This is a genomic window from Paraburkholderia sp. BCC1876, from assembly GCF_902833695.1.
Classification (GTDB): domain Bacteria; phylum Pseudomonadota; class Gammaproteobacteria; order Burkholderiales; family Burkholderiaceae; genus Paraburkholderia.
On the sequence record NZ_CADFGI010000005.1, the window covers coordinates 287,854 to 302,468 of the forward strand.

Annotated in this window: 14 protein-coding genes; 8 read left to right on the plus strand and 6 right to left on the minus strand. The window is 64.6% G+C overall.

Annotated elements, in window-relative coordinates; genetic code table 11:
• Positions 1-95: 95 nt before the first annotated feature.
• The gene (locus HWY05_RS20260) at positions 96-647 is read left to right on the plus strand and encodes a PadR family transcriptional regulator (protein ID WP_176059577.1); all 552 of its coding nucleotides are present in this window, start codon (positions 96-98) and stop codon (positions 645-647) included.
• Positions 648-690: 43 nt separating this feature from the next.
• On the opposite strand, the gene HWY05_RS20265 is transcribed toward HWY05_RS20260, so the two are convergent.
• On the minus strand, positions 691-1,383 hold the full coding sequence (locus HWY05_RS20265) for an SDR family NAD(P)-dependent oxidoreductase (protein ID WP_176059368.1): 693 nt from the start codon (positions 1,381-1,383) through the stop codon (positions 691-693).
• A 170-nt stretch (positions 1,384-1,553) separates the two neighbouring features.
• On the opposite strand from HWY05_RS20265, the gene HWY05_RS20270 reads away from it, so the two are divergent.
• From HWY05_RS20270 to HWY05_RS20290, 5 genes are all read left to right on the plus strand, one after another.
• Positions 1,554-2,483, plus strand: a complete 930-nt coding sequence (locus tag HWY05_RS20270; protein WP_035555969.1) for a LysR family transcriptional regulator — start codon at positions 1,554-1,556, stop codon at positions 2,481-2,483.
• 60 nt (positions 2,484-2,543) lie between these two features.
• The gene (locus HWY05_RS20275; RefSeq protein ID WP_176059369.1) at positions 2,544-3,278 is read left to right on the plus strand and encodes a GNAT family N-acetyltransferase; all 735 of its coding nucleotides are present in this window, start codon (positions 2,544-2,546) and stop codon (positions 3,276-3,278) included.
• 191 nt (positions 3,279-3,469) lie between these two features.
• On the plus strand, positions 3,470-3,859 hold the full coding sequence (locus HWY05_RS20280; RefSeq protein WP_176059578.1) for a DUF6232 family protein: 390 nt from the start codon (positions 3,470-3,472) through the stop codon (positions 3,857-3,859).
• Positions 3,860-4,083: 224 nt separating this feature from the next.
• Positions 4,084-4,419, plus strand: a complete 336-nt coding sequence (locus HWY05_RS20285) for a hypothetical protein (protein WP_176059370.1) — start codon at positions 4,084-4,086, stop codon at positions 4,417-4,419.
• A 341-nt stretch (positions 4,420-4,760) separates the two neighbouring features.
• Positions 4,761-5,891 carry a hypothetical protein gene (locus tag HWY05_RS20290; RefSeq protein WP_244146656.1) on the plus strand — a complete coding sequence of 377 codons (1,131 nt, stop codon included), beginning with the start codon at positions 4,761-4,763 and terminating at the stop codon, positions 5,889-5,891.
• Positions 5,892-6,105: 214 nt separating this feature from the next.
• Here the strand turns inward: HWY05_RS20290 and HWY05_RS20295 are convergent, their stop codons facing one another.
• A complete protein-coding gene (locus HWY05_RS20295) occupies positions 6,106-8,559 on the minus strand; it encodes a glycogen/starch/alpha-glucan phosphorylase (protein ID WP_176059371.1) in 2,454 nt (817 codons plus the stop codon).
• A gap of 732 nt (positions 8,560-9,291) precedes the next feature.
• On the opposite strand from HWY05_RS20295, the gene HWY05_RS20300 reads away from it, so the two are divergent.
• Entirely contained in the window at positions 9,292-10,659 is a 1,368-nt protein-coding gene (locus HWY05_RS20300) for an MFS transporter (protein ID WP_176059580.1), read from the plus strand.
• Between the two features lie 136 nt (positions 10,660-10,795).
• On the opposite strand, the gene ltaE is transcribed toward HWY05_RS20300, so the two are convergent.
• The 3 genes from ltaE to HWY05_RS20315 all read right to left on the minus strand — a co-directional run bounded on the left by ltaE (position 10,796) and on the right by HWY05_RS20315 (position 13,287).
• Entirely contained in the window at positions 10,796-11,803 is a 1,008-nt protein-coding gene (gene ltaE, locus HWY05_RS20305) for a low-specificity L-threonine aldolase (protein WP_176059372.1), read from the minus strand.
• 233 nt (positions 11,804-12,036) lie between these two features.
• On the minus strand, positions 12,037-12,825 hold the full coding sequence (locus HWY05_RS20310) for a peptidoglycan DD-metalloendopeptidase family protein (RefSeq protein WP_035555956.1): 789 nt from the start codon (positions 12,823-12,825) through the stop codon (positions 12,037-12,039).
• A gap of 150 nt (positions 12,826-12,975) precedes the next feature.
• Positions 12,976-13,287: a cupin domain-containing protein gene (locus HWY05_RS20315; RefSeq protein WP_176059373.1), complete on the minus strand. Its 312-nt coding sequence runs from the start codon at positions 13,285-13,287 to the stop codon at positions 12,976-12,978.
• 317 nt (positions 13,288-13,604) lie between these two features.
• On the opposite strand from HWY05_RS20315, the gene HWY05_RS20320 reads away from it, so the two are divergent.
• On the plus strand, positions 13,605-13,925 hold the full coding sequence (locus HWY05_RS20320) for a hypothetical protein (protein ID WP_035555954.1): 321 nt from the start codon (positions 13,605-13,607) through the stop codon (positions 13,923-13,925).
• A 289-nt stretch (positions 13,926-14,214) separates the two neighbouring features.
• On the opposite strand, the gene HWY05_RS20325 is transcribed toward HWY05_RS20320, so the two are convergent.
• A complete protein-coding gene (locus HWY05_RS20325; RefSeq protein WP_035555949.1) occupies positions 14,215-14,532 on the minus strand; it encodes a DUF4148 domain-containing protein in 318 nt (105 codons plus the stop codon).
• Between the last annotated feature and the right edge of the window lie 83 nt (positions 14,533-14,615).

A 14,615-nucleotide genomic window follows, 5' to 3' on the forward strand; every position in this document is an offset into this window, starting at 1 on the left:
CAACTAGTTGCATAAAGAATAGCGACATGTCGACCGATATGCAACTGAGTGCATAAAGTTTTACGACCTGGACGGCAGCCGCTAAAATGGCGCCCATGTCCATTCAACACGCCCTCCTCACTTCGCTGCTGGAAAAGCCTTCCAGCGGCTACGACCTTGCGCGGCGCTTCGACAAATCGATCGGCTATTTCTGGCATGCCAGTCATCAGCAGATTTATCGCGAACTTGGGCGGATGGCCGAGGCGGGCTGGATCGTCGCGAGCGACGACGAAGATGGCGGCAAGCGCCGCCGGCGGCTGTACCAGGTGCTGGCGCCGGGGCAGGACGAACTGGCGCGCTGGGTGTCGGAGCCCACGACGGACGGCGACGCAAGCCGCGCCCTGCTGATCAAGCTCAGGGCGGAATCCGTCATCGGCCCGCATGGCGTGGAGCGGGAATTGCGCCGGCTCATCGCCGAGCATCGGGCCAAGCTGGACACCTATCTCGAGATCGAACAGCGCGACTTTGCGGCGAGCGATATGCCGATCGCGCAGAAGCTGCAGCACGCGGTCTTGCGCGGCGGCATCATGACGGAACAGGGTTGGCTCGAATGGGCCAGCGAGGTGTTGCCCATTCTGGAGACGGCCGGGCGCGGCGCGCCTCAGTAGCTGCCTCAGTAGTCCTTGCCCGGCGAGAACGCAGACGGTCGCGTCACCACGGCACCACCCGGCCGAGATAGTCGAGGTAATGCAATCCTGAGCGTCCTTCGTAGGCGTCGATCGTATTCAACAGGTTCGGAATGCTTTCCTCGATACTCAAGCGCGCTTCCGGTCCCCCCATGTCGGTTCGCACCCAACCCGGCGCCATCAATAGCAAGGTGCGCGGGTCGTCGGCGTGGCGCGCCGCGAAACTGCGCATGAACATGTTCAGCGCGGCCTTGCTGCCGCGATACACCTCGTAGTTGCCGTTGACGTTGTTCGTGACGCTGCCCTGTCCCGACGACATCACGCCGATCGTACCGTTGGGCAGCACGAGATCCTGAAACGCTTCGACCACGCGCATCGGACTGAGCGCGTTCGTCACCATCACGCGAATGAATTCATCGGTCGACACGTCGGCGATGGTTTCGCGGTCGTCGTTCTTCACGCCCGCGTTGACGAACAGCACGTCGAGTTGGCGGTCCGCGAGGCGAGCGCGTAAGGCCGCGACCTGCTCCGGCAGCGTGATGTCGACGGTTTCGATGTCGAGCGCGCCGCCTAGGTGGCGAAGCTTGTCCGTCGATGTCGGCCGCCCGGTGGCGATGACGCGCCAGCCGCGTTTGAGGTATTCGGCGGTCATCGCCAACCCGAGACCGCGCGACGCGCCGATAAGAAGAATGGTTTTCTGCCGGGGTGATATTTGCATGTGAGCGATCCTTTTGAATGACGCAGGTCCGAACGCATCGGACGAGGGCTCGTCGGTAGCGAGCCGGTGCATTCAATATAGGGCTGGCTGAGACATGGCGGAAGGCGCAGCAGCCGCACTCATAACCTGCACCAGACGCGCTGTCACGCCTGGGAATGTTACGATCGGCCATGGCCGAACCCGACCTCAATCTGCTCATCGCGCTCGACATGCTGCTCGCCGAAGGAAGTGTGGCCGGCGCGGCGCGTCGATTGGGACTCAGCGCTTCTGCGATGAGCAGAACGCTCGCGCGGCTTCGCGCCGCAACCGGCGACCCTTTGCTGGTTCGCGCGGGGCGCCATATGGTGCTGACGCCGTACGCCGAAGCGATCTGCGAGCGCACACAAAATGCGGCGCATGAAGCGCGTGCCGTGCTCCGTCCGTCCACGGCGCAAACCGATTTCTCGACCTTGCGGCGCACTTTCACCATTCGCGCCAACGACGGTTTCGTCGAAGTTTTCGGCTCGCCGCTGATCACCGCGGTAACGGCGGCGGCGCCGCACGTCTGTTTGCGCTTTGCGCCGAAGCCAGAGAAGAGTGCGACGCATCTGCGAGACGGTTCGGCTGATCTCGAGATCGGCGTGTTGGGTGAAATGGGCCCCGAGGTCCGACTCCAGGCGTTATTCCGCGATCGTTTCGTGGGTATCGTCAGAGAGGGGCATCCGCTGCAACGGGATGGCGAGGTGACGGCGCAACGGTATGTCGCGTTCGGCCACGTCGTCGCGTCACGGCACGGTCGAACCCGTGGACCGGTCGATGAAGCGTTGGCCGCGCTAGGTCTCGAACGCACCATCGTCGCGGTGGTCCCGGGCTTTTCCGCGGCGCGCGCCGTGGCGCAAACCTCGGATCTGGTGGCGCTCGTGCCCGCGTCCTTTCTCGGCGAGGGAATGGGCCCGCAAGAACACGTTGCGGGCGTCGCGATCCACGCCTTCGAACTCCCCGTGGCGACCGGAAAGATTACCGTCTCGCAGATGTGGCACCCTCGGCTGGAAGTCGATCCGGTTCATCGCTGGCTGCGGCAAATCGTGCTGACGGTGTGTCGTCGACACGCGCCGCGCTGAGCCTCGGGTGTCACGTCAACCTGCAATCAAGCCGTTAGTCCCCAGGCAAAAGGAAACCGTATGAGTGGTTCAATTCAAGCTACCCTCGAGCGCGTGATCTGGACCGCGCTCACCACCCGTCAGGCGCATCTCGGCCAGGGCGATGCCCTCGCCCGTCGATACCTTGCCGACGTCGCGCCATTCGCCGCGCTGGCCGATGAGACACCCGCCGCCTATCAGGCGCTTCACGCGCTTCTGCAACCTCACGAACAGGTCGCGTTGCTTTCTCAAGATGAACTGAGTCTCATCGACGCGCTGCAAGCGACGCGTCTCGGCCTGCTCCATCGCATGGTGGCAACGCGCGCTGCCGAAGCCGGCAGCGACAGAGGCAGCGGCAGCGACGCCGCCCTCGACATGATCCGCCTCGGCCACGCGGACACGGATGAGATGCTCGAGCTGGTCCAGAAGACCAAGCCCGGTCCTTTCGGCAAGCGGACGCCCGAGATGGGCAACTACATCGGCATGCGCGACGGCGGTCGCCTGATTGCGATGGCTGGCGAGCGGATGCGCATCGACGGATACGTTGAGATCAGCGCGGTTTGCGTCGACGAAAACTGGCGCGGAAAAGGACTTGCCGGCCGGCTCATACAAATCTTGCGCGGAGAAATCGAGCGACGGGGAGAGACGCCGTTTCTACACGTGTTCAGTGAAAACCGTTCCGCGATATCGCTGTATGAACGGCTTGGCTTCGAAGTGTGCGGCACGTTCGTGCTGACGCGGGTGGGGCGTGCGGAGTCGGGTTCTGCCGGTGCGTAGCAGCGGATCGGGTTCGCTGAACGTCGAGCGTCGCGGCGAACCATGGTTCAACAATGCCGCGAATTTCAGGGCAATCGTTGATGTACGGCAGCTTGCCGCGGCATGCCTGGTCGTTGTGCCACGCCGCCACTTACCGCGACCTGGCCGCATCTGTTACGCTGCGCCCTTTGCTATCCCTTGCATTCGACTCGATGGAAACTCCTTTCAACGATCGTGGCGTGTCGGTCACGCGTAACGCGCTCTCTTCCGCTGGCCAGGTCTTTCCGTTGCGCGATATCGTCGGCGTGCAGGTCGTCACCGTGCAGAGGAACAGGATCCTGCCGATCACGATCTCGCTCGTCGGCGTGGCCAGCGCAATAGTCGGCGCGATACTGCGCTCACCGGTCGGCATGGTGTGCGGCACGATGCTCGCGGTGGTGGGCTGGCTCACCTGGGTGACCCAGGACGTCACCCATCGCCTGATGGTGCAGACGGCGAACGGCGAGCGCGAAGCACTGATGAGTGTCGACCGCGAGTTCGTCGAGCGCGTCGGCGCGGCCGTGGATGAAGCGAAGGCCTCGGCAGCGGCGCCGAAGGGTTGAGCGGGCGGCGCTGTGCGTCGCGCGCTTGTGGGCGGTGTTTTGAAGGCGTCGAGGCATCGGCTCGAGCCCACGGCTCGACGTTCAAGACATGCCGCGACGGCACGACATCGTTAACACGATTTTGATTCGCGGCGCAGCAGCTTTAGCGCGTCCTTGAGACGCGCGCCGATAGAGTGGCCAGGTATCAACAACGCGCGCCGCCTCGCCGAATCGGCGCAACCACGATGCACACCTCCGTCGCCACGTCCAACCTTTCCGTTCCGCGCGCACCGCGCACGATCCGCCGCCGCACCCATCACGTCGTTCCGCTCGTCATCATCGACGTCACCGTGCCCGGCACCTCGTCGGCCGAAGGACGGCGCGCGCTGCACGCGTCGCTCGGCGACGATCTGCGCCTTTACGTCGTCACCGTCGACCAGCAACACGAGCGCGTGACCTTTCGCGTCGAAGTCACGTCGCGCACGCTCGACGACGTGATCGGCCTGCTGACCGCCGTACTCGACCGCGCGACGCTAGGTCGCGCGCAGGCCACGGTGATCCGGCGTCCGCGCGATTATTGATGTGGAACGAGTCAGAAAGGCCCGCCTGGCAGCGACTTTCGATGCGGGCCGGCGTCGCCTTAGGCCACACTCTTGCGGCTGTCGACGCTAGCCGGCATCCACACGCGGCGCGCTGACGTCGCCACCCGCCGCACCTTGACACATCTTTGCAAGTACACCTGAGCGGCCATGTAGAGTCGCCGCTCCTGTCCACGCGTGTTCCCGCCCGCAGGTTAGCAAGCGTTCCGGTTTCTCCGCATCACGACGCGGCGATCGAACAAAACCGCCGCCGTGCCGCTCGCTTCGCAACATCACGACGCCTCGCCTTCGCCAGGGACTCGCCTCTTTGCAAAGCGTGATCTATGTCCTTGTCGTTCCTATCGTTCGTGCTGTCTCCGTCGTCTCTCCTGCGTGCCCGCCGTTCCGGTTGCACTGATCGACACACCTTCCTGCGTCATCTTCCTGTGGCGCCGCTACTCGCCAGCGCCGCATTTGCCGTACTGAGCGGCTGCTCCACCACGTTCCCCACGCCCACGCCGCCCGCCTCCACGGCCGCGCTCATCAACGGCGGCGCCGACGGCTTGCTGATCCCGCTGCACGTGGAGCGCGCCGACGAGGATCACGCGCGCCTCGGCCTGCCGGTCCAGCTCGACGGCAAGCCCTTGTATGTCGCGCTCGATACCGGCACGCAAGGCGTGCGCGTACTGAAATCGGCGCTGCCGGGCACGGACTATCCGAACGCCGGCCCGGTGAGTTCGCTGCCGCTCGCGAACGGCGCGCAAGTTTCTGGCGCGGCGGTGACGTTGCCGATGAGCGTCGCCGGTCTCAAGCCCGCGCAAATTACGGTGCAGGCGGTCGATCTGGTGAATTGCCAGGCCGCCGCGCGGCGTTGCGTGGGCTTCGACGGCTACACAGCCGAGTTCGGCTGGGCATTCTCCGGCCTGTTCGGCATCGGCGCGGCGCAGCCGGACGACAGTTGCTGCACGCAGCCGTTACGCGCGCTGCCCGGCAACGTCGCTCAACGGTATCTGGTGCATGCGAACTTCGCGAAGCCGTACCTGCTGCTGAGCCCGTCGAACGCGCTCACGAAAGACTACACGCTGCTGCCGATGGTCGTCGCCCAGGACGGCACCGTGCAATGGCCGCGAGGCTGCGTGAATGTCGGCGACAAGATGACCTTTTGCGCGCCGCTGGTGTTCGCCACGGCGAGCACCGACATGATCCGCATCGAGACGGACAAAGCCCCGGACTGGACCGGCGACGACGACGTCGGCAAGGTGCTCAAACGCGGTAATTACGACGCGGCGGTCGGCTCGGGTAAGTGGGTGCATCGCTACGACGACGCGCAGGTCACGATCGTGAAGGCGAAACCGGACGCCAACCGCATCGTGATCGGACTGATGGGCATGCAGAAGCTGGACGTGCTGTTCGATTTTCCGCGTGGCGAGCTGGGGTTGCGGGCGGCTAGCGCCAGGGAAAGTCTGACTCAGTAGCCACGGGACGCGACGCTGATCTGAAGAAGTTCTTTACCGGGGAATTCGGCGCCGTCTCGGGCAACGGGCTGAAAATCTTCCCCTAGAAAAGCGAAAGGCCCCAAGGTAGTCCCTGGAGCCTGGCGCCGGCCGCGTAGTCGCAACCTATTTGTGATGCTAACTCTAGCGTGTAACGGGCGATACGGTCAAGGCGGCTAGCCTGACATACCACCCCTCACTCAATATCCAGCGGATTCACATGCCAGATATTGCGTGCATATTCGCCGATCGTCCGGTCCGACGAAAACTGCCCCATCCCCGCGACGTTCTCGATCGCGCTTTCCGCCCACGCGCGCTTGTCGACGAAGCGCGCATCCACGTCGTCCTGCGCCTTCGCGAACGCGGCGAAATCGGCCAGCACCATGTAGTGATCGCCCCAGTCCACCAGCGTGTGGAAGATGTCCGAGAAGCGCAACGGGTCGTCCGGCGAGAAGAAGCCCGTGCGAATCTGATCCAGCGCCATGCGCAGTTCCGCGTTCTCCTCGTAGATCTGCCGCGGCCGGTAGCCGGAGGCGCGCAGAGTGTCCACTTCGTCGGCGGTATGGCCGAAGATGAAGATGTTCTCGCGGCCCACGGCGTCGCAGATTTCGATGTTGGCGCCGTCCATCGTGCCGATCGTCAACGCGCCGTTGAGCGCGAGCTTCATGTTGCCAGTGCCCGACGCTTCGGTGCCCGCCATCGAAATCTGTTCGGACAGATCGGCCGCCGGAATGATCAGCTCGGCCACGCTCACGCCGTAGTTCGGCACGAACACCACCTTCAGGCGATCGCCGATCAGCGGGTCGTGATTGACCTTCTCACTCACGTCGCCGATCAGCTTGATGATCGTCTTCGCCATCCGGTACGCGGACGCGGCCTTGCCGGCGAACAGCACCACGCGCGGCACCCAGTCGCGCTCGGGATTCGCGCGAATCTGGTTGTAGCGCACGATCACATGCAGCACGTTCAGCAATTGCCGCTTGTATTCGTGAATGCGTTTGACCTGCAGGTCGAATAGCGCATCCGGATCGAAATGCAGCTTGGTGTGATGCGCGAGCCGCTGCACGAGGCGAATCTTGTTCTGCCGCTTCGCTTCGCGGAAAGCCTCGATAAAGCCGCTGTCCGTGCGCAGATTGCGCAGTTGTTCCAGCTCGAACAGATTGCTGCGCCACTGCTTGCCGATCTGCTGATCGATCAGCGACGACAGCGACGGACTCGCCTGCGCGAGCCAGCGGCGCGGCGTGATGCCGTTGGTCACATTGGTGAAGCGGTCGGGATAGACGCGCGCGAAGTCGGCGAAGATGTCGCGTGTCATGAGTTGCGAATGCAGCTTCGACACGCCGTTCACCTTGTGACTCGCGACGATCGCCAGATACGCCATGCGCACGCGCCGCTGGCCGTATTCATCGACCAGCGAAATGCGGCGGATCATCTCGCCGTCATGACCCGACTGCTCGCTGACGTGCTTGAGAAACTGCGCGTTGATCTCGAAGATGATCTCGAGATGCCGCGGCAACAGGCGCGCGAGCATTTCGACGTCCCACGTTTCGAGCGCTTCGGGCATCAACGTGTGATTGGTGTACGAGAAAATTTTCGTGACGTGCGTCCACGCCTTGTCCCAAGGCACGTGGTGAATATCCACCAGCAGACGCATCAATTCAGGAATCGCCAACACGGGGTGCGTATCGTTCAGATGCACCGCCACCTTTTCGGCGAAACGGCCGAACGTGCTGTGCGTGCGCTGATAGCGGCGAATCAGATCCTGCATGGTCGCCGACACGAAGAAGTATTCCTGGCGCAGCCGCAGTTCGCGACCGGCCGGTGTCGAGTCGTCCGGATACAGCAGGCGCGAGACGTTCTCGGACATGTTCTTGGTGTCGACCGCGTTGCGGTAGTCGCCACGGTTGAATGCGCCGAGATCGAGTTCCTCGGTGGCCCGCGCGGACCAGAGACGCAGCGTGTTGGTCGCGTCGGTCGCGTAGCCGGGGATGACAGTGTCGTACGCGGTCGCGTTCACGTGCTCGGTGTCGATCCACTCGGTGTGCTCGCCGCGCTGCACCGTGCGGCCGCCGAAGTGCACCATGTACTTGATCTCGGGCCGCGGAAACTCCCACGGATTGCCCGCGCGCAGCCAGTAGTCCGGCGCTTCGACCTGTTCGCCGTCGACGATCTCCTGACGGAACATGCCGTACTCGTAACGGATGCCGTAGCCGAAACCCGGAATGCCGAGCGTCGCCATCGAATCCAGAAAGCAGGCCGCCAGCCGGCCGAGGCCGCCGTTGCCGAGCGCGGCGTCGGGCTCGATATTGATCAGCATCTCCATATCGACGCCGAGGCTCGCGAGCGCCTCCTTCATCTGATCGTGGATACCGAGCGCCAGCAATGCATTCGTAAACGTCCGGCCGATCAGGAACTCCATCGACAGGTAGTAGACGCGTTTCACATCCTGTTCGTATTGCAGGCGCGTGGTCTTCATCCAGCGCGCGACCAGCCGGTCACGCACCGCGAGCGCGGCGGCGTGCAGCCAGTCGTGCGGATGCGCGGTGACGGCGTCCTTGCCGACGCCGTACATCATGCGATTGGAAATTGAGCGCCGTAGCGCGTCGACGGTACTGTTGAGCTGGTCGAATTCCAGATCGACGGTTGTCATCGAAGCCTCCGGGAAAAAGCGACGCGACAGGCGCGAACCGCACAGATGACGGACGGGAGGCGCGTGCCGGTCAGGCGGGTTAAGAAACAGAGTAGGACATTTTACGGCCACCGGACACCGGCAAGCGCGAGCGGTTGATGACGCACATGCCATGCCCGCCGCCGCACGCCGCCACGCGGATTTTTCGCACGCGCGCGGTGCAAGCCCCGTGAGCGCGGCACTGCGCGCGTGCATCGGCCCGCAAAACAGGCAAACGATTGCGAAATGAAAGACACGCAAGCAGCGAATTCAGCCACGAGCACAACGCCATTATTTTTTCGACGCGTGACGCGCGGATGAATCAGCCGATATCGCGGATGCGTGATCGAATCGGTTCACCTCGTCTGCCGGGCGGTGGGCCGGAAAGGCGTGTGACACCGCAAGGCTCACGTAGTTCGGAGACGCTGCGCGGGGCTGACCGTTAGTTGCTTTATGAACCTGATTCACAGCGCCCCGCTCCGCCTGACTCCCAGCACGATTTCAACGTCTCTGTAACAATTGCGCCATTCGCCGCGCGCACCGCTTCGACTGCTGGACTCGGGCCACGCGCATCCTCCCTCACCCGCAATCCTGCCGCTCGCGCGCCACGCTGTTCAACGCGCCGGCGCGAGCCGTATGCCCAACCCGACGAGCCACGCCTTGTCCGACAAACCCAGCGCCACCGCCGCCCCGCCGTTTCCCGCGGACGGCCCGATGTCCGCCGCCAACCGCCGCGCGATGGCCGCGATCATGCTCGCCGTCGCCCTCGCCACGCTCGATACCGCCATCGCCAACACCGCGCTGCCCGCGATCGCCGCGGATCTGCATGCGGCGCCCGCAGCGTCGGTGTGGATCATCAACGCCTATCAGCTCGCGATGGTCGCGACCTTGCTGCCGCTGGCGGCGCTCGGCGATATCGTCGGGCATCGGCGTATTTATATCGGCGGTATTGCGCTGTTCACGCTGGCGTCGCTGGCGTGCTCGCTGGCGACGACGCTGCCCATGCTCGCCGCCGCGCGCGTGCTGCAAGGGCTCGGCGCGAGCGCGATCATGAGCGTGAATACCGCGCTGATCCGCTATCTGTATCCGCCGCACCGGCTCGGACGCGGTCTCGGCACCAATGCGCTGATCGTCGGGGTGTCGTTCGCGGTGGGGCCGACGGTGGCGTCGCTGATTCTTTCCGTTGCCGCATGGCCGTGGCTGTTCGCGGTGAACGTGCCGCTCGGCCTGCTGGCGTTCGCCTTCGCGTGGCCCGCGTTGCCGCACACCGAACGCGGCACGCACCAGTTCGATCCGGTCGCGGCGCTGCTCAACGTGATCACGTTCGCCGCGCTGATCTTCGCGCTCGGCGAGGCGGCGCAGCGCGCGTCGACGCTGCTGGTGCTGAGCGCGGCGGCGATCGCGATCGTGTTCGGGGCGCTGCTGATTCGCCGCGAGGCGGGCCACCCGGCGCCGATGCTACCCGTCGATCTGTTCAAGCGGCCGGTGTTCGCGTTGTCGGCGGTGACGGCCGTGTGTTCGTTCGCCGCGCAAGGGCTCGCGTTCGTGTCGCTGCCGTTTTATTTCGAGGACGTGCTGCATCGCAGCCAGGTGGAAACCGGCTTTCTGATGACGCCGTGGCCGGTGGTGGTTGCGTTGGCCGCGCCGCTGGCCGGGAGTTTGTCCGACCGCTATCCGCCCGGCCTGCTCGGCGCGATCGGGCTGGCGGTAATGTCGGCGGGGATGGCGTCGCTGGCGCTGTTGCCGGTGCATCCGCATGTGCTCGATATCGGCATCCGGATGGCGGTTTGCGGCGCGGGCTTCGGCTTCTTCCAGTCGCCGAATCTGAAGGCGCTGATGGCGAGCGCGCCGCCCGAGCGTAGCGGCGGCGCCAGCGGTATCGTCGCGACGGCGCGGCTGCTCGGGCAGACCACGGGCGCGGCGCTGGTCGCGTTGAGCTTCGGGATCGCCGGACGGCATGGTCCGACGCTGGCGCTTAGCGCCGGCGCTTTCTTCGCAGGCGCGGCGAGCCTCGCGAGCGGCTTGCGCTTGCTGGCGCCGTCGCATCGGTCGGGCGCGCATGCGAAGGCGGCGGCGAAATGAAAAAAGCGGACGCACTGTGATGACAGTGCGTCCGCTTTTCGGTGAGGCTTCTTGCTGAGGCTTCTTGCTGAGGCGTTTCGTTGCGATCTTCTAGCTACCGCCTTCCCTCACCGCCTCACTCAACCGCGCCATAACCTCATCGCGCCGCAAAATACCCCTTCACCGCCGCAACAAACGTATCGATATCCCCACGCGACACGTCCTTGTGCGTGACGAACCGCGACGCGTACAACATCTGCGTAAGAATGCCGCGCTCCTTGAGCCACGCTTCGAGCGGCACGCAATGCTGCTGCGGAAACTGCGCGAACACCATATTGGTCGCGACCGACTGCACCTTGACGTGCTCGATGGCTTCCAGACCGGCCGCCAGATGCGCGGCGTGCGCGTGGTCATCGGCGAGACGCTCGACATTGTGATCCAGCGCGTACAAACAGGCCGCCGCCAGCACGCCGGCCTGGCGCATACCGCCGCCCAGCACCTTGCGCCAGCGGTGCGCCACGTCGATCAACGCCTGGCTGCCGACCAGCACCGAGCCGACCGGCGCGCCCAGCCCTTTCGAGAAACAGACCGACACTGAGTCGAACGGCGCGCACAATTCCGCGACCGGCTTGCCCGACGCAACGGCCGCGTTATAGACCCGCGCGCCGTCGAGGTGAGCCGACAGACCGTGCTTGCGCGCGAGCTGCACCGCGTCGTCGACATAGCCCGCCGACAACACCTTGCCGCCGATGGTGTTCTCCAGCGCCAGCAGCTTCGTACGCGCGAAGTGATTGTCGATCGGCTTGATCGCGGCGGCGATTTTTTCGAGCGGGATCGAGCCGTCCGCGGCATTCTCGAGCGGCTGTGGCTGAATGCTGCCGAGCACCGCCGCCCCGCCGCCTTCGTACTTATAGGTGTGCGCCAGTTGGCCGACGATGTATTCGTCGCCGCGCGCGCAGTGCGCCATCAACGCGGCGAGATTGCTTTGCGTGCCGCTCGGGAAGAACAGGCCGGCTTCCTTGCCGGTGCGCTCGGCGAGCGTGGCTTGCAGACGCAGCACGGTGGGGTCATCGCCCCAGACGTCGTCGCCCACTTCGGCGGCGGACATGGCCGCGAGCATCGCCGGGGTCGGACGGGTTACGGTATCGCTGCGCAAATCGATCATGGTGTGTCCCTGTGCGTCTCGTCTATGGATGACAGCCCGTGGCGGCCGGCGCGCCGCTTCGTCTGTTGCGACGAAGGGAGGCGGCGCCGGCTGGTGAGCCACACAGTGTATTCAATTCAGACGGCGAGGAGAAACCTTGCTCAAAATCCGCACTGATAGAAAGGCTTAACAGCGAGGCTTAACAGCGAGGCCTAACCGCGAGCCCCAGGAGCAAGCCTTGGCAGCAGCAACGCCTAACCGCCCGACTTCGGCAGCCACGCGAGCGGATCGACCGGCTGACCGTTCTGGCGCACTTCGAACTGGATCGACGCGACACCGCGGCTATCCACCCCGACCTCGCCGATGGTCTGCCCTTGCGCGACCGCGTCGCCTTCCTTGACGAGCAGCGTGCTGTTCTGCCCGTAGGCGGTAATCAGCGAATCGTCGTGTTTGATGATGATGAGCGGGCCATACGCCTCGATACCGGTGCCCGCGTAGACCACGCGGCCGGTGGCGGCCGCCTTGACCGGATCGCCCGGACGCCCGCCGATCACGATGCCGTTCGATCGACCCGGCGCGAAAGTCTTGAGGATCGGCCCACGCAACGGCCATTGCAACACGCCCTGCTGCGGCCCGGACGACGCGATCGGCGCACCCGGTGCACCCGATACATTGGGCACGTTCGGCCCGCCGTTCTGGCCAACGCCGACCGGCGGCGTCACCACACTACCGGACGCCATCGGCGGCGAAACGCGCAGCACTTCGCCGGGACTGACCGCGGCATTGACCGGCAACCCGTTCCAGGACGCGATTTCCTGAAGCTTGCGGCCATACGCCGACGCGATGGCGGGCAGCGTGTCCCCTGCATTGACCCGGTAGAAACCGGCCGGCACGGGCACCGTGCCGAGCGTGGTCGGACGGGACGGCGCGTTGCTGTAGAACGGCGTGCTGTCCCACGGCATCGTGGTACAACCGCCGAACATCACGCCCAGCAAGGCTGCGGCCAGCAACCTCGAGCCCGTCAAATGCCATTGTCTTGTCATGTGATTTTCCTCGACACGTTGATTCAATCGGATGCAATCAGCCTCAAGCATTTGCCATGCCGCTCGATTCGAGCGCACGACGGCGACCCGCCATTATGCCGCCGCGCCCGATGGCGACGGCGTCGGCATGGCAGTCAGACACGCCAACCTTCAGACGCTACCTTCGGCCTCGACCACCAGAATGCGCGCCGCGCCAATTGGATGAGCGACATGTTCGGTACCCACCGACGCGTAGAACACGTCGCCCGTTTCCAGGATCGCAGACTGTTCGACGCCGTCCTGCCGATAGCGCATTTCGACGCGGCCATCGAGCACCGCGAACACTTCCTCGCCGTCGTTGACATGCCACTTGTAGGGCTGATCGGTCCAGTGCAGCCGCGTCGTGATGCCGCCCATGTTGGCGATATCGAGCGCGCCCCAGGCGCGCGTGGCGGTGAAGCTCTTGCTGCGAATGATCTTCATGGTCATCGAGCCGTTGAGAGAGACGAAGCGGCGGCACCGGTGCCTGCCGGAGCAGGCCAGGCCGCGGGAAGGATGCTTTTTGCGCTGGCCCCATTATAGGTCCGGCAACAGGCGCGACGGCTGAACCGCCGACCGCGGATGCCGCAAAAGCCTCTGGTCGGCCGGTCGCTCCAGCCGATCGATCGTCCCAACCGCCGCCTTCCGCTTATGCATGCCTAATTGTGTGACCATTGAATCCCTTCCCCTCTCGCCTATACTCAGACTTGCCGCGCGCAGTACGCCGAACGCAAACGCCTGATCCTGCGAGGAGTTTGGGGATGAACAAAGCCACCTTTCTGGCCGTGCAACTCAACGTCGACGATGTGGCGGCGTCACCCGGTCTGGTCGAGTTGCTGAACACGCACCTGGTTTTCGCCGCGGACGTGGCCGAGGCCGCCGACGCTCTGGTGCAGCTAGCCAGCATCGCGGGACTGTCGAGCGGCGTCGAAGCCAGCGTCGAGATTCCCGCACTGGCCATCGAGCGACTGCGCGAAGCGCTCGACAACCTGAGCGGCTACGACGAATCCTGGCTGCTCGCCCTCGAACCGAGCCGCGCGCTATTCGATGAAATAGGCCGCCGGCATCGCTCGCTGCATTAGCACCGCGCTCGCGGACGGCACCCCCAGTGCCGCGCCGCCGCGACGCCCGCTTGCCGGCGCCGCCGGTCCGCCTCTTTTCGCTCACCGCTCGACCCGCCAGACCCGCCGGCATGCCGCACCATCGGCGTCGTCTGAAGGCGCCGGGGCGCGGGCCGAACGGCTGCGCAGCGAACTGCAGCGACGTCGCGCGTCGCGCACATAAAAAAACGCCGACCTGGCCAAAGCCGGTCGGCGTTTTTTTTGCGCGCCGCGATCAATCAGGCGACGCTTGCAGCAGCTTCAGCGCAAATTAATTGCCGAAGTAGATCGAGTTACGGTTGTTGCCATTCAGCGGACGGCCCGACTGCGACGTACCGACAGCCGGTGCGCCGTAGCCGCTGTTCTCGGCTTGAGCGGTGCCGTTCTGAGCGTCGACACGTGCTTGCGCGGCCAGCAGGTTGGACGGGTAATCAGCGTGATCGCCGACCGGGTTGTAGCCGGCCTTTTCCAGTTGCACCAGTTGGGCGCGGACGTCGGCGCGGGTCAGCGGCTGGTTCGATTGAGCAAACGAAGCGACAGGAGCGACCAGAGCCGCGGCGACAACAACAGCAGAGATAAGGGACTTCATGATGTAAACCTCCAGAACTTGTTTTGTAATGCGCGTTGGGCTTGTTGTCCGTAGCGCTTAAGTAGAAGTTTAGGAGCGTCGAC